Origin of the sequence: Enterobacter cloacae complex sp. FDA-CDC-AR_0132, from assembly GCF_003010695.1 — a bacterium.
Lineage (GTDB): Bacteria > Pseudomonadota > Gammaproteobacteria > Enterobacterales > Enterobacteriaceae > Enterobacter > Enterobacter ludwigii.
The window spans coordinates 3,293,605-3,313,511 of record NZ_CP027618.1 but is presented as its reverse complement, the minus strand read 5'-3'; the positions used below and the strand labels follow the sequence as shown (position 1 = coordinate 3,313,511).

Annotated in this window: 15 protein-coding genes; 1 reads left to right on the top strand and 14 read right to left on the bottom strand. The window is 55.0% G+C overall.

The window, feature by feature from the left end:
- Positions 1-147: 147 nt before the first annotated feature.
- From mukB to cmoM, 4 genes are read right to left on the bottom strand one after another with little or no spacing between them, the layout of a single operon-like run.
- The gene (mukB, locus tag AM379_RS15920; protein WP_014169401.1) at positions 148-4,599 is read right to left on the bottom strand and encodes a chromosome partition protein MukB; all 4,452 of its coding nucleotides are present in this window, start codon (positions 4,597-4,599) and stop codon (positions 148-150) included.
- Positions 4,599-5,303, bottom strand: coding sequence for a chromosome partition protein MukE (mukE, locus tag AM379_RS15915; protein WP_014169400.1), 705 nt, complete (start codon positions 5,301-5,303; stop codon positions 4,599-4,601). The genes mukB and mukE overlap by 1 nt, the downstream gene beginning before the upstream one ends.
- Positions 5,284-6,606 carry a chromosome partition protein MukF gene (gene mukF, locus AM379_RS15910; RefSeq protein WP_014169399.1) on the bottom strand — a complete coding sequence of 441 codons (1,323 nt, stop codon included), beginning with the start codon at positions 6,604-6,606 and terminating at the stop codon, positions 5,284-5,286. The genes mukE and mukF overlap by 20 nt, the downstream gene beginning before the upstream one ends.
- 3 nt (positions 6,607-6,609) lie before the next feature.
- Complete coding sequence (gene cmoM / locus AM379_RS15905) at positions 6,610-7,389, bottom strand: tRNA uridine 5-oxyacetic acid(34) methyltransferase CmoM (RefSeq protein WP_032677804.1); 780 nt, start codon at positions 7,387-7,389, stop codon at positions 6,610-6,612.
- Between the two features lie 124 nt (positions 7,390-7,513).
- Here cmoM and elyC point away from each other — a divergent pair, with 124 nt between their 5' ends.
- On the top strand, positions 7,514-8,293 hold the full coding sequence (gene elyC / locus AM379_RS15900; RefSeq protein ID WP_014169396.1) for an envelope biogenesis factor ElyC: 780 nt from the start codon (positions 7,514-7,516) through the stop codon (positions 8,291-8,293).
- Here the strand turns inward: elyC and AM379_RS15895 are convergent.
- From AM379_RS15895 to cmk, 10 genes are all read right to left on the bottom strand, one after another.
- Complete coding sequence (locus tag AM379_RS15895; RefSeq protein ID WP_014169395.1) at positions 8,270-9,163, bottom strand: YcbJ family phosphotransferase; 894 nt, start codon at positions 9,161-9,163, stop codon at positions 8,270-8,272. The two genes, elyC and AM379_RS15895, sit on opposite strands and share 24 nt — an antisense overlap.
- Positions 9,164-9,304: 141 nt before the next feature.
- On the bottom strand, positions 9,305-10,051 hold the full coding sequence (gene kdsB, locus AM379_RS15890; protein WP_032677803.1) for a 3-deoxy-manno-octulosonate cytidylyltransferase: 747 nt from the start codon (positions 10,049-10,051) through the stop codon (positions 9,305-9,307).
- Positions 10,048-10,230: a protein YcaR gene (gene ycaR, locus AM379_RS15885; RefSeq protein ID WP_006174474.1), complete on the bottom strand. Its 183-nt coding sequence runs from the start codon at positions 10,228-10,230 to the stop codon at positions 10,048-10,050. Before ycaR ends, kdsB begins: the two co-directional genes overlap by 4 nt.
- A gap of 45 nt (positions 10,231-10,275) precedes the next feature.
- The gene (locus AM379_RS15880) at positions 10,276-11,505 is read right to left on the bottom strand and encodes a winged helix-turn-helix domain-containing protein (protein ID WP_032677802.1); all 1,230 of its coding nucleotides are present in this window, start codon (positions 11,503-11,505) and stop codon (positions 10,276-10,278) included.
- Between the two features lie 44 nt (positions 11,506-11,549).
- On the bottom strand, positions 11,550-12,527 hold the full coding sequence (gene lpxK / locus AM379_RS15875) for a tetraacyldisaccharide 4'-kinase (RefSeq protein WP_032677800.1): 978 nt from the start codon (positions 12,525-12,527) through the stop codon (positions 11,550-11,552).
- Positions 12,524-14,272 carry a lipid A ABC transporter ATP-binding protein/permease MsbA gene (gene msbA, locus AM379_RS15870; RefSeq protein ID WP_032677799.1) on the bottom strand — a complete coding sequence of 583 codons (1,749 nt, stop codon included), beginning with the start codon at positions 14,270-14,272 and terminating at the stop codon, positions 12,524-12,526. Before msbA ends, lpxK begins: the two co-directional genes overlap by 4 nt.
- A 36-nt stretch (positions 14,273-14,308) precedes the next feature.
- Entirely contained in the window at positions 14,309-16,573 is a 2,265-nt protein-coding gene (locus tag AM379_RS15865; protein WP_106503893.1) for a ComEC family protein, read from the bottom strand.
- A gap of 215 nt (positions 16,574-16,788) precedes the next feature.
- Positions 16,789-17,076 carry an integration host factor subunit beta gene (gene ihfB, locus AM379_RS15860; RefSeq protein ID WP_008499965.1) on the bottom strand — a complete coding sequence of 96 codons (288 nt, stop codon included), beginning with the start codon at positions 17,074-17,076 and terminating at the stop codon, positions 16,789-16,791.
- 171 nt (positions 17,077-17,247) lie between these two features.
- On the bottom strand, positions 17,248-18,921 hold the full coding sequence (gene rpsA / locus AM379_RS15855; protein ID WP_014169387.1) for a 30S ribosomal protein S1: 1,674 nt from the start codon (positions 18,919-18,921) through the stop codon (positions 17,248-17,250).
- Positions 18,922-19,031: 110 nt separating this feature from the next.
- Positions 19,032-19,715, bottom strand: a complete 684-nt coding sequence (gene cmk / locus AM379_RS15850; RefSeq protein WP_014169386.1) for a (d)CMP kinase — start codon at positions 19,713-19,715, stop codon at positions 19,032-19,034.
- Positions 19,716-19,907: the final 192 nt, after the last annotated feature.

Here is a 19,907-nt window from a genome sequence, read left to right as displayed (position 1 = left end):
TCACGTTGGGGCTTTCTTTTATTATAGGGTGACGGCAAACCTGTTGCCTTACCTTATGTAAAGAAGTTTAAAGATAACGCAGCCTTAAACACAAGTTAAGCGAAAAAAAAAGCGGCGCTGGTGCGCCGCTCACGGTTAGAAAACGCCTCAGGACGCGTCTGCCGTTGTTTCCGGTAAGGATTCTGGCGGCTGTGGGGCAAAACCGCGTAACCCGACCACGTGAACGTGTTCGGTATTCTGGAATACCTTACGCACCAGTTTATACGTGGTGCCTTTCTCAGGACTGATGTTCTCCGGCGCAGCGATAATGAGCTGCATATCAAGACGCTCACAGAGTTCAAACAGCGTGGCAATTGAGCGGGCGTCAAGACGCGCCGCTTCATCCAGGAACAGCAGTCGACATGGGGAGATATCTTTGCCACGCAGACGACGTGCTTCATCTTCCCAGCTCTGGACCACCATCACCAGAATCGACATCCCGGTACCGATAGCTTCACCGGTAGAGAGTGCACCGGACTCCGCACGGAGCCAGCCGTCTGAACCACGGTTAACCTCCACTTCCATTTCCAGGTAGTTACGGTAATCCAGGAGCTCTTCACCAATGGTTTGCGGCGTGCGTTGCCCCATGTCAATCTGCGGATTAAGGCGCTGATACAGTTTCGCCAGCGCTTCGGAGAAGGTCAGACGGTTGCTGTTGAACAGATCCTGATGCTGTTCGTGCTGTTCAGACAACACTTCCAGCAGCGTCGAGTGCGCTTCACGCACGTTCACGTTCAGACGCACGCTGTTTACCTGACCAAACGATACGCTCTGCAAGCCCTGGTTCAGCTGGCGAATTCGGTTCTGCTCGCGCTGGATGGTTTTACGGATGATATTCGCCACGCTGCGGGAACTGATAGCCAGCTTCTGCTCGCGGGAGGTCAGCTCTTCCGTCAGGCGGCCCAGTTCGATTTCCATCTGCTCAATGGCTTCGACCGGATCGTCGGTACGAATGATGTCCTGACGAATACGCTCACGCAGGTGCTGATAAACGGCCACGAAGAACTGGATCTTACGCTCAGGGCGTTTCGGATCTTCGGACATACGCAGCACATCGCGCAGGTGTTCGTTATCCGCCACCGCCAGACGCAAGGCACCCAGCGCCTTATCCGACATAGAGCGCAGTTCATCCGCAGAGAGATAGGCCAGCTCGCGACGATGCAGACGGCGTTCAACGTTATTGTCTTTCACCATCCGCATGACGGCGCACCAGCCCGCCTTCGCGGTCACGACCTGCTCACGCATTTCGTGATAATCACGCTCCAGCTTGCGCAGGCGACGAGTCAGGTTATCCATTTCCGCTTCACAGAAGGTCAGCGCTTTTTCCAGCTGATTACGACGTGCGCGGTTATTACTGAGCTGCGCATGCAGTTCATCACGACGGATACGCGCCCGCTCTTCTGCTCCGCTGTCAGCACGGACGCCAATGTCCTGTAACTCTTTCTGAAGATCGTTTAACAGCTCTTTCTTGGTGTCGAAGGAGCTTTTCAGCGAGGCCAGGACCTGATTGTACTGGTTTAGCTGTGCCGAGTGGCTACGCATCGCGTCACGGGCGCGAGTACGTTCCGCTTCAGCCTGTTCAAGGCGCTGACGCAGCTTCTCATTGAGATCGCTGTTACCGCTCAGCATCTCCGCGGAATCGGAGTAGCCGAAGTGGGCCCGGCGCTGCACCACTTCCGTCAGGGCAAACGCCTGCTGGCGCGCTTCGCGCTGCACCTGCTGCGACCAGGCATAATCTTCTTTTAACTGTTCGAACTGCTCCGGATCGCTCTGCAACACGGAGACCATTGGTTCGAGCTTCGCCAGCTGATTACCGTACTGCTGAACAAAACGTGCCGCTTCCTGAGCTTCATCCAGACGTTCCTGAATCTCATCCACGCGGTCAGCCAGCGTGTCATCTGCCAGCAGATTCAGGCGAGGCAGGATGCGGTTAAGGGCCGCAACGCCCTCTTTCGCCTGTTCGAACTGAACGCGGCTTTGCTGGTTGTCATTTTCATGGTTTGAGATCGCACGCTCAAGCTCGCCGCGACGAGTGTTGAGCTTGCGAATTTCGGCTTCCGGGTCAGCTTCAAACGCCACGCCCAGATGGCTGCCGATAAAGCGGCTGAACGCCTGATGAAGACGCTGGGTTTTCTGCACGTCAAACGACAGGGTCGCAAAACGTTCAGACAGCGTCTCACGCTCGGCGTGCAGACTTTCAATCCGGTTTTCACGCGCTGCGCGACCAAACAGCGGAAGCTCAGGGAAGCGAGAATAACGCCACTGACGATCGGCGATTTTGACGACAACCGCTTTTTCCAGCTCATCGACGCTGAATACGCTGTCATCGAACGACTGCGGGTCCCCTTCGATTAAATAGAGGTCTTCCGGGCAATCTTCCAGCCCTGCCAGTTGGTCAGCAATCAGCGACAGATCCGGGACCACAATCGCGTTACGTGATGGGCCATACAGGGCTGAGAAGTACGGCGCATCGTCCAGACCGACATCGTCATAGATTTCGGACAACAGCACGCCGCCAAAACGTTCAGCCAGGGCGTTCAGACGTGAATCTTCCGAACCACCAGGCTGGCTTAAGCGCTCAATCTCTTCATCGATCTCACGTTTACGGGCGCCGACTTCATCGCGCTCAACAATCGCCTCGCGCTCGCGCTCCAGCAGCTGTTGCAGATATTCGGTCACGTCCTGGCTGGACTCAAACTGTTCGCCGCACTGTTCACTGAGCTGGTTCAGGCTGCTTTGGGCAGCCAGCCAGACTGGTGCACGCTGCAGCAGCACCTTAGAACGGGACTGCAGCTGCTCCATCTCCTGGCGCAGCGTCATGCGCTGTTCACTGGCGTTGGATACGGAATCGGAAAGCGCAGCAATACGCGCTTCGAGCTCCTGATGCAGAGCTTCAAGATCGTCGAAATCGTAATTTTTGCCCTGGCGCTTACAGAACTCCGCCAGCATACGCTCGGCTTCCTGCTGTTCGCGAAGACGCTGTTCCAGTTCGTTCAGGCGCATACGCAGCGGCTGAACCTGCTCGGCCAGATGGCGCTGGTTCACACCGTCGCGCAGCAGTTCACGGGCAACTTCCCACGCTTCGTTACGCGCAAGCGGTCCGTTAATTGCCACAACCAGCTGGTACGCTTGCTCAAACTGACTGTGCGCCGTTTGCGCGACGCTCATCTTCTGTTCAAGCGAGAGCAGTTTCTCGGTCGCTTCCTGCTCTTTGGCCTGGAAGGTATCCAGCCACTGGTCAGCGCTTTCCGGGGTGAGGTCAGGCAGATGACACAGCTCTTTTGCACGCTGTAACGCCTGAAGTGCCTGGGTATACTGAATTGCACGCGTCTGCTGCACGTCCAGCGCCTGCTGGTAATCGGCCAACTGATTTTTCAGCTCATCCACTTCCAGCTCGGCGGCCTCGGCACGTGCTTCGTTCTCTTCCTGCATGTCGGCAGCTTCCGCCACCACTTCATTTTGCTCTTCGAGACGAATTTGCAGCTCATCGAGATCCGCTTCGTAGCGCTCGATCTTCTCCTGCTGACGCAGGGCGGTCTGCACCAGGTTCAGGTGATCGCTGGCAGCCTGGTAATCGGCTTCCAGATCGCCTTCGGCGCCGTTGTGCTCGCCCAGTTCACGCGCCATTTCGACGTGCTTATACTGCTCAGCAACCAGCTGTTTACGGGAGGTGAACAGTTCGCGGCGGTACTCTAACGCCTGATCGAGATGGACACGACGTTCATTGGCGTGACGCATATAGTCCGCCGCCACGTAGTTGGTGGCCTCGCTAATCAGGTGCTTAAACAGGTCACGGTCAGACTGCGTCACGCGAATGGCTTCGAGCGTCATGCGGTTTTCACGCAGCGCAGCTTCCATATCCTGGAAGGCCTTACGCACGCCGCTGTTTTCCGGCAACAGGTAGTCGCGCAGGGAGCGGGTAATGGCGCTGGAGATACCACCGTACAGCGATGCTTCGATCAAACGGTAGTATTTGCTACGGTCAGACGCGCTGCGCAGACGACGCGCCACAACGCCCAGATCGAACATCAGGGAGTGGTAATCCGTAATGGAGTTGAACTGCTTGAACTGCACGCCTTCGATGGTTTCGAGCTTATCTTTCAGCTCCTGCAGCGTCAGCACGCGCGCCTGGCGCTCATTCAGGGTTTCCGTCAGCAGCGCTGTGGGCTGCATGGAGGTTGGCAGACCCTGGATGGCAAACGGTTTAATGTCCACTTTACGGTCACGGCCTGCGACCTGCTGCAGACGTACCCCCACCACCACACGCTGATGTCGGGAGTTAATGACGTCCAGTACCGAATAACAGACGCCTGCTTTGAGTTTGCCGTGCAGGCCTTTATCGCGAGAGCCGCTGGTCGCCCCCGCTTCGGTGGTGTTACGGAAATGGAGCAGCGTCAGATCGGGGATCAGTGCCGTAACAAACGCCGCCATGGTGGTGGATTTACCCGCACCGTTACCACCGGAGAGCGTCGTAACCAGCTCATCCAGATCGAACGTCCGGGCAAAGAAGCCGTTCCAGTTAATCAGCGTTAGTGAGCGAAATTTACCGCGTTCAATCATTACTCTTCCTCCCCGCTATCCGGCAGATTCTCTTCATGCTCATCGTCGAGCTGCAAATGGTTTTCCACCGGCATCGCTTCACCGTCGCGGATCATGCGAAGCTGCGCTTCACGCGCATCGTCGCCCGCACGCACATCGGCGCCGAAGCGGAAGACAGATTCCGTAATGCGGAATTTGCTGCTGTCATGGCCCATAAACCAGACCATGCCCAGACGACGCAGACGGTTAAGGGAAGAGCGAACTTTTTCCTGCAATTTCTGGCGGTCAAGATCCGAGCCGGTGGAGCGGTTGTTCACCAGCTTAAGCAGCTTGCTCTCATCCGCCAGCGCCAGCAGCTCGTCGTAAAGCTCCTGCTGGGTGAAGATGCCTTCATTTGCCAGACGCTCCGGGCTGAGATAGAGGTAGCAAAGAATTTTGCCGACCATCATATCCAGCTCAGAGAGCACGGAACGCGGAATCAGGGTTGTGGAACGTGGACGCAGGTAGAAAAACCCTTCCGGTGCGCGGATAAGCTCCACGTTATAGCGGGCGTAAAACTCCTCCAGGTACTCCTGGAAGTCCATCAAAAAGGCGTGATTGTCCAGCTCGTCTAAGCCAATGTGACGACCGGCACGCAGTTGGCTGTCCAGCGCCGGAAACAACGGATTCGCCAGCGCCTGTGCCAGCTTAACTGGCATCACTTGTTCAATATTTGTCAATGACATGCGCCTGTACCTTGGCTCCGTAATCGTTAATCGGCTGCCACTTCGGCGGCAGCCCGGTGAAATCTGCTTGCGCGACGCCCAGACGCACGGCCTGGTCTACCACGATGCGGGCGATGTCGAAGTGGCGTGCGCGAGGATATTGCGCCAGATAGTCGCGCACCACGAGCCCAAGATCCAGCGGCACTTGTCTGGTTTTGTAGACAGCGAGCTGTTCTTCGATCATCGCCGCAAGTTGCTCACGAATTTCGTTGAACTCTTCATATTCCAGATCCGGTGGCAGTTCACCGGTCACTTCTTCATCGCGCAGGGCCATCTCTTCGTCGCGCATATCCAGCAGACGATCGGCACTGGCGTAAGTCAGCGCCCATGGCGCATCGAAATAGGTCTGTACCGACTGGCGCAGACGCTGAGCAAAGACGCGGTTTTTATCCATATCGATCGCGGTACGGATAAATTTATGCACGTGACGGTCATAACCGATCCACAGGTCAATCGACTGCTGACCCCAGCTGATAATACGATCGAGTTTGCTCTGCAGATCGAACACCAGACGGTCAATAAAATGCAGATCGTCATGGGCCATGGTCGCATCCTGGATGCGCAGCAGGTTCGCCTGAAGCTTATCCCCTGCGGCTTCCAGCGTATCCTGCAGTTCACGCAGCGTACCCGAGGTTTCCGACAGCAACATTTCACAGCTGGAGATGGCCGCACGCCAGTCTTTATTCAGCAACTGCGCGATATCGTCTTTTACCTGTTGCTGCTGTTCATCCATCAGACGCTGGGTCAGATCGATGCTGTCGAAAATCTCTGCCACCGAATATTTCAGCGGCGCATAGACGTTACGGTGCCAGTGGAATTCGTCACCGTTTTCATCCGCTGCATCGGCGGCGCGCTTAAGTTCACCCGCCACAATCGAGAGCTGCATGGAAAGACGCAGCGTGGAAAATTCACGCTGGCGGATGTAGTAATCGGTGATGCCGATACCCAGTGGCGTCAGACGATAGATGGCGTTTCCTTCCGCCTGCTCGCTGGTAAAGCGGTTCAGCAGACGTTGACGCACCATATCGTTGATTGCGTTGTTGGCACGCACGCTAATGGTTTCGCTGGTTTGCTCAAACGCATCACTGACATGGCGGAACGCATCCACCAGTTCACCCTCGCTCATTTCGCCATCCAGCCGTTCGCCGTTCAGCGTGGCAACCGCCAGCAGGAAAGAGAGTCTGTCTACCGGCAGCGAGATGGAGAAATCGTTTTTCCTGGCCCAGGCAACCAGTTCGGGGACTGTCTGGGAAAATTCACTCATAGGTTATCCTTGCATCTGCGGCTTGTGCGCGGTGACGTGAATATAGCGGCCAAGACTGACAAAAGGTTCCTGACGGCAATACCGCGTTTCTAATTCTGTTAAGGTGTCAAAACAGTCACGCTGTTTGTGTTTTTCACGCAGATAATCATGAAACACCCTGACGCCCGTTTTCCCGGTTATCTGCCAGCCAATCTCTTCCAGCCAGCCATACACCTGCTGCGGATCGCGCGGATAATCCGGGGAAAGCGTGCGTTTTTTCTTTTTTGGCATCCCGACCTGAACATAGTCGAAGTTACCCGCAACCATGTTGTGCATCAGGAAGCCGTTAGCATTGTAGAACATCAGTGACAGCGTACCGCCCGGGCGCAACATCGACCACAGGGTGCGTAACACGCTTTGCGGATCGGCAACCCACTCCAGCACTGCATGAAACAATATCAGATCAACCTGGGTTTCCAAATGCTGTGCGATGTCCTGAGCGGCGCATTGTATAAAATGCATGTTGTCGCTCACACCTTTCTCTTCTGCGGCACGCGTCGCACGCGCGATCATCTCAGCAGAAAGATCGCAAAGCGTTACGTGATGACCGCGCTGGGCCATTTTGATCGCCGTCTGCCCTTCACCGCCGCCAGCGTCCAGCACGCGCAACGTTTGCCCCTCAAACGAGGCCAGGATGTTGTCCAGATCCTGCCAGAGGATCGTCTGACGCAACTGCCCTTTCGTGGTGCCATAAATGTTGCGCGAAAACTTTTCCGCGATGTCATCAAAATTGCGATCCCGCATTGGGAGAGTTCCACTCGCTAACTGCAAAACCGCTATTTTGTCACACCCGCGCGGAGAATGAACCTCTCTGGTGTAATATCACGAGTAATCACCTGCTATATGGTTAAAAAAGGAACCAAAAAGGATGCTTTTTACCCTGAAGAAATACATTGGGGGGATGATGCTTCCCCTTCCACTGCTGCTTATCATTATTGCGCTAGGGCTGGCGCTGGTGTGGTTTAGTCGCTTTCAGAAAAGTGGCAAAACCCTTATTACCATCGGCTGGCTGGTTCTGCTGTTGCTGAGTCTGCAACCGGTCGCGGATAGCCTGTTACGCCCTGTCGAAAACAGGTACCCGACATGGCAGGGTCATCAGGAGGTGAAGTATATCGTGGTGCTGGGTGGAGGTTACACCTGGGATCCGAACTGGGCGCCCAGTTCAAACCTGATTAACAACAGCCTGCCTCGACTGAACGAAGGTATTCGCCTGTGGCTGGCGAATCCGGGATCGAAAATGATCTTTACCGGTGCGGCGGCAAAAACAAACCCGGTCAGCACGGCCGAAGCCGGAGCCAGAGTGGCTGAATCGCTGGGTGTACCGCGTTCCGCTATCATCACGCTGGACAGCCCAAAAGACACCGAAGAAGAAGCTGCTGCCGTGAAGCAGGCGATTGGCGATGCCCCGTTCCTGCTGGTTACGTCCGCCTCGCACCTGCCGCGGGCGATGATTTTCTTCGAAAGAGTTGGCCTGCATCCCCTCCCCGCGCCGGCTAACCAGATGGCCATCGACGCGCCGCTTAACCCGTGGGAACGGGCGATCCCGTCCCCGGTATGGCTGATGCACAGCGATCGTGTCGGTTACGAAACGCTTGGACGCCTCTGGCAATGGCTAAAAGGCGCGTCAGGCGAGCCAGGGCAGGAGTGATTTCGTGGCGAGATCGAAGTTGGCGCGATTAAAACGGCCAGTATTGACCAGTTGCGCCACTTCATCCCAGAGCAGATAGAGCCAGCGGCGCCAGAGAAACGCTTCTGCAACCGGCGCCCGCTGGAGATAATGCCAGAGTAACCCCTCTGCGGCCCCGCTGTCGCTGAGCCTGAACAACTCGTACTCGCGCGGTGCCCAGAGCATGATCCCCGGCCCTACCATTGCCAGAAGCTGGTCGCTGCGAGGGTCTTTCAGCATGCTGCGCAGGGTAAAATTGCCGTGAACCAGCACGCAGTTGTCGTTAAAGCCGTCAAACAGCGCGGGCAAACACTCCCGGGTGCGGAACAAAATACGTTTGTCCTGCATGGTCAAACCGGTGTTATTAAACTGGTTAAGGGTGCCCCACAACACTTCGACCCGCTGGCGATACCACAGTGGCCACAGGTTTTCCTGGGTGCTGTCTACCGGCCCGACGAGCCCACCGCTGTCTTGTCTGTGCCAGCCCAGCAGCGCCTCGACAATCTGATCTTTCAGCTGTTCCCAGCGTTCCGGTGAACGAGCAGGCGCTTCCACAGGCACGCCACGTAACCGCTCAATCAGCAGGACATCGGGGCCGGGGTGTTCTTCATGCGTCATCACGCCATACACCGTCGGCATGCGGACGGTCCCTTGTCGCGCAAGCATCGACATTTTCCAGGCCAGCTGCCTGGCAACGCCCGGCGAGGTAAAACTTCGGGCCATCAGCGGCATTGGGTTTCCCTGGCTGTCATATAACGACCAGAGTGCGGTATCTGCTTTTTCGTTCACACACTCAACCCTGCTTAACTTCTCACCCAGCAGATGGCTCAGTTCAGCACGCAGCTGTTCCATATGAGATTACCCCCATTAAGACTACTGCTTTTATAATGAGCGCGCGGACAGAAGATGTCACCCGACAGAGATCAATTATGGAAAAGAAAGGGAAAATAACCTGGAGAGAGCATCCCCCCGTAAGGAGGGATGCGGGCGCTATTAACGCAATTCGGCGCGGACGCGCTCAAGATCTTCCGGGGTGTCAACACCCGTACCTGGCACTTCCTGCGCAACGGCAACGTGGATTTTTTCCCCGTACCAGAGCACGCGGAGCTGCTCCAGCATTTCGATATGCTCCAGCGGGCTGGGTGCCCAGGTGACATAACGACGAATAAAGCCAGCGCGGTAGCCGTAGATCCCCAGATGACGCAGGAATGAATCACCAATGGTCTCTTTTGAAACCGCAAAACGGTCACGATCCCAGGGAATAGTGGCGCGAGAGAAGTAGAGCGCATAGCCCTCGGCATCCATCACCACTTTCACCGCGTTCGGATTAAACGCCTCTTCAGCGTGGAGCACAGGTACCGCGAGCGTAGCCATACCGACCTGGCGCTGCGCCAGGTTTTCCGCCACCTGGCGAATAATGACCGCCGGGATCATCGGCTCGTCGCCCTGCACGTTAACGATGACCGTATCATCATTAAAACCGCATTTCTCAACCACTTCTGCCAGCCGCTCTGTGCCGGACTGGTGATCGGCGCGGGTCATGCACACTTCTCCACCAGCCGCCTCAACCGCACGGGCAACGTCCGGATGATCGGTTGCCACGATAACGCGCTCAGCACCGGACTCACGCGCACGTTCAAGGACATGCACAATCATCGGTTTGCCGTTGATATCCACCAGCGGTTTACCCGGCAGACGGGTTGATGCATAACGCGCAGGAATAATGACAACAAAACTCATGGTTTGCTCTCTTCTGCCACCAGGGAGCGGGCTTCGTTTTCCAGCAATACCGGAATACCGTCGCGCAGCGGGAATGCCAGACTGTCCAGCTTGCAAATCAGCTCTTGTTTGTCCTGGCTGTAGTAAAGTTTGCCGTTGCACACCGGGCAGGCAATAATTTCAAGTAAACGGTGATCCATAGTTCCTCCGTATGGGTAATCGCTAAAGCTTAACACATTCCTTTTTCAGGGAGTGTCTGTTTCCCAGCCACGTCGACAGGTGCTAAACAACCCGTCAGGCACCCGACCCAGCGCCACGTCGTGGGCCCCCTGCCAGCGTGCGAATTCGCTAATGGCGGAGGTTAATCCTTTTTCCAGCGCCGCTGTGGTCTTGATCCCCTCTTCAAGATAGAGCGCGATAATCTCCAGCGTGCCGGTTTTGCGGTGCATTTTGGCATCCATTCGACCGACCAGTTGCCCTTTGTGCAGCAGAGGCAACACAAAGTAGCCGTACTGACGCTTTGGCGCGGGGGTGTAACACTCAAGCCGATAGCTGAAATTAAACAGCTGTTCGGCCCGTTTTCTGTCCCACACGACCGGATCGAAAGGCGATAACACCGCGCTGTGGGTTGCCTGAAGCTTACTGTCCAGAGCCTGGGGTAAGAGCGGGAGGAGATCCGAATGCAGCCACATGTCCCCGAGGGTTTCTACCGTGACGGGGATAACACGATGTTCACGCTGCCACATTTCCAGCAGCGGTTTCAGGGCCGGCTGGCGAAGGCGATAGTAATCCGCCAGCCACTGCGGCCGGAAAATGCCCAGACTGCGGGCGCTGTTTTCCAGCATGATGGCTTCCGCTGCCTCCTGGGTGAGTAAGTCACGCTCATCGTCCCAGTGGGGCATCACGCGGTGCGTCAGGTCATACACGCGCTGAAAATTACGCCGTTCAATCACCATGACTTTGCCGGACGTAAACAGTCCTTCAAGGTGGCGTTTGTGCGGCTTCCACTCCCACCAGCCGCTGGTCCCTTTTCTCGGATGTTCAAAATCGGCGGAACGTACAGGACCGTTTTGCTGAATATGCTCGATAAGCTGTGCAATTTCAGTCGCGTGCTCCTGCATCCATTCCTGGCGGTATTTCCAGCCCATCTTTTCGGGGGCCAGCATGCGATGGCGAACCAGGGCAAAATCGCTGCGCGGCAGGAAACAGGCCTCGTGCGCCCAGTACTCCATTAAGTCCCCCTTACTGAGCGCGTCATCCAGCCACTGAGGCGGATAATTCCCCAGTCGACTAAACAGCACAAGGTAAGGGCTACGGGCCACGATATTAATGGTGTCAATTTGAAGGAGCGACATGCGCTGAACGGTAGAGAGAATATCGGCGGGCTGCGCGCGGCGGCGGGGCTTTTTGAGCAGCCCCTGTGCGGCAAGGTGCAAATGACGTGCGGCTGAAAGCGAGAGTTGCGGTAAAGACATGCGTTTTCCTGTCAGTCAAAGCGCCACCAGAACCGCGTAAGCCATTACTGCACTAACGCAATCAGTTCCTTGAGCAATTGTTCCGGTTGCTCACCGCTGAGTTCAGCGTCAACCGGCAGATACCACCAGTTATCCTTCGCAAAGGCACGGCATTTCACCGCATCTTTTTCAGTCATGATTAGCGTCTGCCCCGGCGCAGTCAGGGCCGCGACCTGATCTGGCACCAGCGCCTGATGATCGGCCAGCGGAACGCGTTTTTCAAGCCGGGCACCACACTGTTCCAGCGTCGCGAAGAAACGCGGAGGATGACCGATACCCGCCATGGCCACCAGCGCGGGTAACAACGAGACAGCACGGCGCTCTCCGGTCAACAGATTCACCGCCATTCCCGGCCTGAGATGCATAGGGATCTCACCCGGTTTGGCCTCTCCACCGTTAACAATCACCGCATCAACGGACCTGAGACGCGAAGCACGTTCGCGCATTGGTCCGGCGGGTAGCCACCAGCCGTTACCGAACCGGCGAACCCCGTCAATGACCACAATCTCTTTATCACGCGCCAGCGCGTAATGCTGCAGACCATCGTCAGTAATAATAATGTCTACCGTGTGTTCGGCAAGAAGTGCCTGAACGGCATCACTGCGTACCGGGGAAACCGCAACAGGTGCACCTGTACGCTGGTATATCAATACTGGCTCATCACCCGCTTCAGCGGTCGTAGTTTCCGCCGTCAGCAACAGGGGATACTGTGCCGCTTTTCCGCCATACCCACGCGATACCACGCCTGGGCGTATACCGCGTTTTTGCAGTTGCTCCACCAGCCAGATCACCACCGGTGTTTTACCGTTGCCGCCAGCCGTCAGGTTACCCACCACGACAACCGGCACCGGCGCGCGCCATGCTCGCTTTAACCCCAGGCGGTAAAGCAGACGAATGAGGCCGCTCACCAGGCCATAAAGCCAGGAAAGCGGCAGAAGCAGCAGCCACAGCGGTGATTCACCGGACCAGATGCGTGCAATCATTCGCCGAATTGCATCTTATGCAGTTGGGCGTACACGCCGCGGTGCGCCAGCAAATCAGAGTGGCTTCCGCGTTCGACAATCACGCCATCTTCAACAACGACGATTTCGTCAGCCTGCTCGATAGTCGACAGACGGTGCGCAATCACCAGCGACGTACGGTTCTTTTGCAGCTCATCCAGCGCAGACTGAATGGCACGTTCAGATTCCGTATCCAGCGCAGAGGTTGCTTCATCCAGAATCAGAATCGGGCTATCACGCAACAGCGCACGAGCAATGGCGATACGCTGGCGCTGGCCACCGGAGAGCAGTACACCGTTCTCACCGATAATGGTATCCAGACCGTTATCCATCTTGTTGATAAAGTCCATCGCATAGGCCATACGAGCCGCCTTTTCAATCTCCGCACGGCTGTACTCTTCTGTACGCGCATAGGCAATGTTGTTTGCCACTGTATCGTTGAAGAGATGCACATTCTGGGAGACCAGCGCCACCTGGTTACGCAGGGACTGCAGGGTATACTCCCGCAGGTCATGGCCATCCAGCAGGATTTCACCCTCGTCGATATCATAGAAACGGGTGATCAGGCTGGCGATGGTGGATTTACCAGAGCCGGAGCGGCCTACCAGCGCAACGGTTTTACCCGCGGGAATGGACAGGTTGATATTACGCAAAGCCGGCGTTTCACGGCCAGGATAGGAGAAAGTCACATTGCGGAATTCAACATCGCCGTGGGCGCGTTCAATCTCGCGTTTACCTTCATCTTTCTCCTGTTCGGTATCCAGAATGCTGAACAGGGTCTGGCAGGCAGCCATCCCGCGCTGGAACTGAGCGTTGACGTTCGTCAGTGATTTCAGCGGACGCATCAGGGCAATCATCGATGAGAAGACCACGGTGATGGTACCTGCCGTCAGCGTCTCCATCACGCTCGGGAAGCTGGCCGCATACAGAACAAAGGCCAGCGCCAGAGAAGCGATCAGCTGGATGATAGGGTCAGAAATTGAAGAGGCCGAAACCATTTTCATCCCCTGCAGACGCATTTTGTTGCTGACTTTATCAAAGCGTTTGGTTTCGACTTCCTGCCCGCCGAAAATCAACACCTCTTTATGCCCTTTCAGCATCTGCTCAGCGCTGGTCGTAACCTGGCCCATCGTGTTCTGCATATTCTTACTGATGTTGCGAAAACGCTTTGAAACGACGCGAATAGCAATAGAGACAACCGGTGCCAGCACGATAAGGATCAGTGACAGCTGCCAGCTGTAATAGAACATCATGATGAACAGACCGATAATCGATGCACCTTCACGCACCACGGTAATCAGCGCGTTGGACGACGATGATGCCACCTGCTCGGAGTCGTAGGTAATACGTGACAGCAAGGTACCGGTAGACTGCTTATCAAAGAACGCTACTGGCATGCCCATCATGTGGCCAAACAGCCGACGGCGCATGGTCATAACGACTTTCCCGGAAACCCAGGAGATACAGTAGCTCGAAATGTAGCTGGTGATACCGCGTAAGATCATCAGTCCAATAACCACCAGTGGCATCCATATCAGCACTGAGCGATCTGTTTTACCAAAACCGTCATCCAGTAACGGTTTGAGAAGCGATAACATAAACGTATCGCTGGCTGCGTTGAGGACTAACGCTACACCCGCCACGATCAAGCCTGCTTTAAAAGGTGCAATCATCGGCCAGAGTCGGCGGAAGGTTTGCCACGTGGAGAGATCTTTGTCGTTATGCATTCAAAAAACCAGCATCTGTTGAAATAGCCGCATATTCTACCCGTTATCTACGGGCGCGCCAAACCACTGATGATACCAACGCGGTAAATATTCATCACGTACGCGCTGTATTTGCCATCGATGTTGCGAGAATGTCACCGATATTTGTCCAGAATGGGGGGTATCGTGCCAGATATAGCCCTCTTTTCGATAACGTCTGATAACTTTTGCCGACGGAAAATGCCATGCGTTATAGCGGGCCGCAGAATCGAGCGCGATCCTCCCCTCTACCCGCTGCACCAGTGGCAATGATGAAGACGTATTGCTGCCATGATGGGGTACCTGTATTACAGTGGACGTCAGATGACGCCAGTAATGGCTAAGCATAGTCTGTTCCGCTTGCGCTTCAATATCCCCCGTAAGCAACGCACTCTGCTCACCATCGTCGATTTTTACCACGCAGGAGCGATTGTTCCCCCTTTCGGAATAGCCCGCAGGTGGCCAGTGGACGGTGAAGGTTAACCCCTCCCACATCCATCTCTGCCCGCGAAAACAAGGCCGATGTTCCGCCCGGCCTAACGGGCTTCTTATCCATAACGTGGGCCATGTTTTTTGCAGCGTCGCCAGGCCGCCCGCATGGTCGAGATGCTCATGACTGAGAATGACGCCTTCTGGTTGCAAATGGTGCCAGCGTAGCCACGGAATGATTAACTGCCGGGCGCTATCACCACCCGGCCAGGCGAGCCCGGTATCATAAAGAAGGGCTTTACCATGGCGTTCAATGACCATTGCCAGTCCCTGCCCCACATCCAGCATATGCAGTGTCCAGCCCTCACTCCTCACCGTTCGCCAGAGCGGAAATGCCAGTAAGATACTCCCTGCCAGACAAACTGCAGGAACGGATTTCCAGGCATGAAAGCGCCAGCCGATAATGGCAAGCCAGGGCAATAACGTCAGGTATTGCCACCGTTCATCTACATTCTGCCAGCCATCCGGCAGGCGCATCAGCATCCAGAACAACCCCCCCAGGGATTTATCGGCTGCAAGCCAGAGGGCACTTTCCAGCGCCGTCAGCGGCAACAGATGAAGCAACATTCCGGCCAGGATCAGCGGTACGCAGACTAAAGTGACCAGGGGGACGGCAAAGAGATTAGCCACCAGGGAAGAGAGGCTAAACCCATGAAAAATCAGCACCTGTAATGGCATGAGCAGAAGCAACATGCCGGTTTGCAGATAGAGCAGATTCAGCAAAGGCTGTAACCAGCGAACCCGGTGCCCGCGAGGAAGAGGCAGCCACTGAAACCAGAAAATCAGCGCGGCGACGGCAAAAGCTGAAAGGGCCAGACTTTGAGAAAGCACGGCTAAGGGATCCCTTATCAGGATTGCCGCGATACAGCAACACCACACCTGCCAGGGAGACCACTGACGGGCGCCAATGCGCAATGCCGCCAGCACGGCAAGTGCGATAACCGTTCGCAATGCGGGCGGTTGCAGCCCGGTAAGCCAGGCGTAGAAAGCGGCAAAGAGCAACCCGGCCAGGAGAGGAATCTGCCAGTGGATCCAGTGGCCCGGCATCAAAAACTGAAGCCCACGCGCAAGTAACCAGACGATGGATGCGGCCAGCGCAATATGCAGACCCGAAATTGCCATCAGGTGCAACGTGCCGGTGTCGCGCATCAGATCTTTAATTTCCCGGGGCACCTCCAGACGTTCTCCCATCCCCAGCCCAAGCATAACCGCGCCCCAGTGAAAAGCAGAAAGTCGCTGTTGCAGAGACATCAGGTACTGAGCACGCAAGCTGCAGTTTTCATCGACGATTTTCGCCTGCGTGAAACGTCCGCTGAGCGTCTGGTGTCGGGCAAAGGCGCTTCGCTGGGGATCATATCCCCCGTCGTTTAGCTCGCCATGCACAGGCCGGAGCCTGAGCGTCATGGCCCAGCGCTGACCGGCACACACCTTTTGCGGCAGGTAATTGCCATACAGCGTCACGCCCGTGGATGCCCACCAGCGTTGACCATCGACACGCAGAATGTTGCCCTTATGCATTGTTGCACCATCGGTGGCCGTGATTTCTATCTCTGCCTGCACTGCTCCCGTCGTTAAATGTTGCATCGGCCAGACGCTTTCCTGCGCAGCAAGAAGACCCCAGGCACAAAATAACACCATGATCCCCATATACTTCAGGACGTTGTATCGCTGGGCGGCCAGCGCTATCCCACTGGCTATCATTACCCACACGGTATGACGTTCAGGCAGGACGGGTAACCAGAGTAACGGCATGATCGCCAGAATGGCGCAAAAACTTATCGCGGGAATGCCCATTACTACCTCCCTGTTTGAGGGTGACAGTATGGAAGCAGGCAGGGTGAGTCGTCAGCCAGAAGAAACACGGTTTACAGCGGGCGCTGAAACATTTTTATCCGTTTGCAGAAAACAAAAGGAAAATTGCGCGGCATCTTCAGAATAAAAGCGGCAGGCACAAAAAAAGCACCCGCAGGTGCTTTCTTTCGAACCCAGTTTAGCGCTGATGGCTAAACTCAGTTGCCGTAAATGTTGGCGCGATCGCGCAGTTCTTTACCCGGCTTAAAGTGTGGAACGTACTTACCTTCCAGTTCGACTTTATCGCCAGTTTTCGGGTTACGCCCGGTACGTGGAGCACGATAGTGCAGAGAAAAACTACCGAAACCGCGGATTTCAATGCGCTCGCCCTGGGCAAGAGTGGAGGCCATATGCTCCAGCATCTCTTTTACGGCATCCTCCACTGCTTTCGCAGGGATATGCGGTTGCTGACTGGCAAGTCTTTCAATCAATTCTGACTTGGTCATGATTCCTCCGGTTCCTTTCAAACCAATTAGCTGAACAGCTCATTAAACAAGGGCGGCCGTAGCCGCCCTTTGTTATTGATTACAGGACGAATCCTCTAATCTGTCAAGTTTGCTCCTCATCCTTCTCGCTGTAAATGCGTTACAGCTCAAAATGATGCGGACAACCTGATATTACTCGCCTTTAGCTGCTTTGAAAGCTTCAGCCATTGCGTTGTTAGAGAAGTTTGCATCTTCCTGTTTGTTAACAGTGGCGATTGCATCTTTCTCATCAGCTTCGTCTTTAGCACGAACAGACAGGCTGATTGCACGGTTCTTACGGTCAACACCGGTGAACTTAGCTTCAACGTCGTCACCAACGTTCAGAACCAGAGTCGCATCTTCAACGCGGTCACGTGAAGCTTCAGAAGCGCGCAGGTAACCTTCAACGCCGTCAGCCAGTTCTACGGTTGCGCCTTTAGCGTCAACTGCAGTGACTTTACCGTTTACGATTGCGCCTTTCTTGTTCAGTGCAACCCAGTTGTTGAACGGATCTTCTGCGAGCTGTTTAACGCCCAGGGAGATACGTTCACGCTCTGCGTCAACCTGCAGAACAACTGCAGCGATTTCGTCGCCTTTTTTGTATTCACGAACTGCTTCTTCGCCTGCAACGTTCCAGGAGATGTCAGACAGGTGAACCAGGCCATCGATGCCGCCGTCCAGGCCGATGAAGATACCGAAGTCAGTGATAGACTTGATTTTACCTTCAACACGGTCACCCTTGTTGTGGGTTTCCGCGAACTGCTGCCATGGGTTGTTTTTGCACTGTTTCAGGCCCAGGGAGATACGACGACGTTCTTCGTCGATATCCAGAACCATAACTTCCACTACATCACCAACGTTAACAACTTTGGATGGGTGGATGTTTTTGTTGGTCCAGTCCATTTCGGAAACGTGCACCAGGCCTTCAACGCCTTCTTCGATTTCAACGAAGCAGCCGTAGTCAGTCAGGTTGGTAACGCGACCAGTCAGTTTAGTACCTTCTGGGTAACGCTTAGCGATAGCTACCCATGGATCTTCGCCCAGCTGTTTCAGGCCGAGGGATACACGAGTACGCTCGCGGTCGAACTTCAGCACTTTAACAGTGATTTCGTCGCCCACGTTCACGATTTCGCTTGGGTGCTTAACGCGTTTCCAAGCCATGTCGGTGATGTGCAGCAGGCCATCAACGCCGCCCAGGTCAACGAATGCGCCGTAGTCAGTGAGGTTCTTAACGATACCTTTGACTTCCATGCCTTCCTGCAGGTTTTCCAGCAGCTGATCGCGTTCTGCGCTGTTTTCGGATTCGATAACGGCACGACGGGATACAACAACGTTGTTACGCTTCTGGTCCAGCTTGATTACTTTGAACTCAAGCTCTTTGCCTTCGAGGTGCAGGGTGTCACGGACTGGACGAACGTCTACCAGAGAACCTGGCAGGAACGCACGAATACCATTCAGCTCAACAGTGAAGCCACCTTTAACTTTGCCGTTGATAACACCGACCACAGTTTCAGCTTCTTCGTAAGCTTTTTCCAGCGTGATCCAAGCTTCGTGACGTTTAGCTTTTTCACGGGAAAGCAGGGTTTCGCCGAAGCCGTCTTCTACTGCATCCAGAGCAACGTCAACTTCGTCACCAACCTGGATTTCCAGCTCGCCCTGGGCGTTTTTGAACTGCTCTGCCGGAATGGCGGACTCAGATTTCAGACCGGCGTCAACCAGTACTACGTCTTTGTCGATAGCAACAACAACACCACGAACGATGGAACCCGGACGGGTTTCGATTGTTTTTAAGGATTCTTCAAATAGTTGAGCAAAAGATTCAGTCATGTTTAATCTTCAGGTTAATATAACGTCCACCTGGCTCCGTGCCGGATGGGGTTGTTTCACATACCCGCCGTCAATCCATTGCAGCGGGGGTACTGCTAAATCGGTCGCAATTACGCGAGTGCCAGTTTTTGGCGCGCATATTGTAGCGCTTTTTCAATCACTTGCTCAATAGTTAAACTGGTTGAATCCAGAACTAATGCATCTTCTGCAGGAACAAGTGGGGCGACGGCGCGGTTACGATCGCGGTCATCGCGCTCTTTTATCTCGGACAAAAGGCGATCAAAGTTAACACTAAACCCCTTTTCCTGCAACTGAAGCATGCGGCGTTGAGCCCGTTCTTCCGAGGAGGCGTCGAGGAAAATTTTCACCGGCGCATCAGGGAAGACAACGGTTCCCATGTCACGCCCGTCAGCGATCAGGCCAGGCAGTTCGCGGAAGGCGCGTTGACGGCGCAGCAGTGCTTCACGCACGCGCGGGAAAGCGGCAACCTGTGAAGCGGCATTCGCCACGTCCTGAGTACGAATTTCACCGCTGACATCTTCACCTTCGAGAATCACTTCCAGATTTCCGTTGGTTGAGATAAAGCGAACATCAAGATGGGTAGCCAGCGGAACCAGCGCGTCTTCGGAGGCCACATCAACATGGTGATGCAGCGCCGCAAGCGCTAACACGCGGTAAATAGCACCAGAGTCCAGCAGATGCCATTGCAATGCTTCCGCCATTGCCTTGCACAAGGTGCCCTTTCCTGCACCGCTTGGGCCATCAATGGTTATGACCGGGGCAATTGCCGTCATCTTTATCTCCTTAAACAGGCATACCGTTAACGTAAACGCCGCGCATTATACGCGCCAATGCCCACAATCGTTAACGTTGTGTGCAAAAACGCGAATTACAGGTATTTAGATGAAGAATTATTGCGCAATGATACTTCTACATCGTTCGCGTTGCTTGCAGGCGGCAGGCGCACATCTTCAGAAGTGTAGATC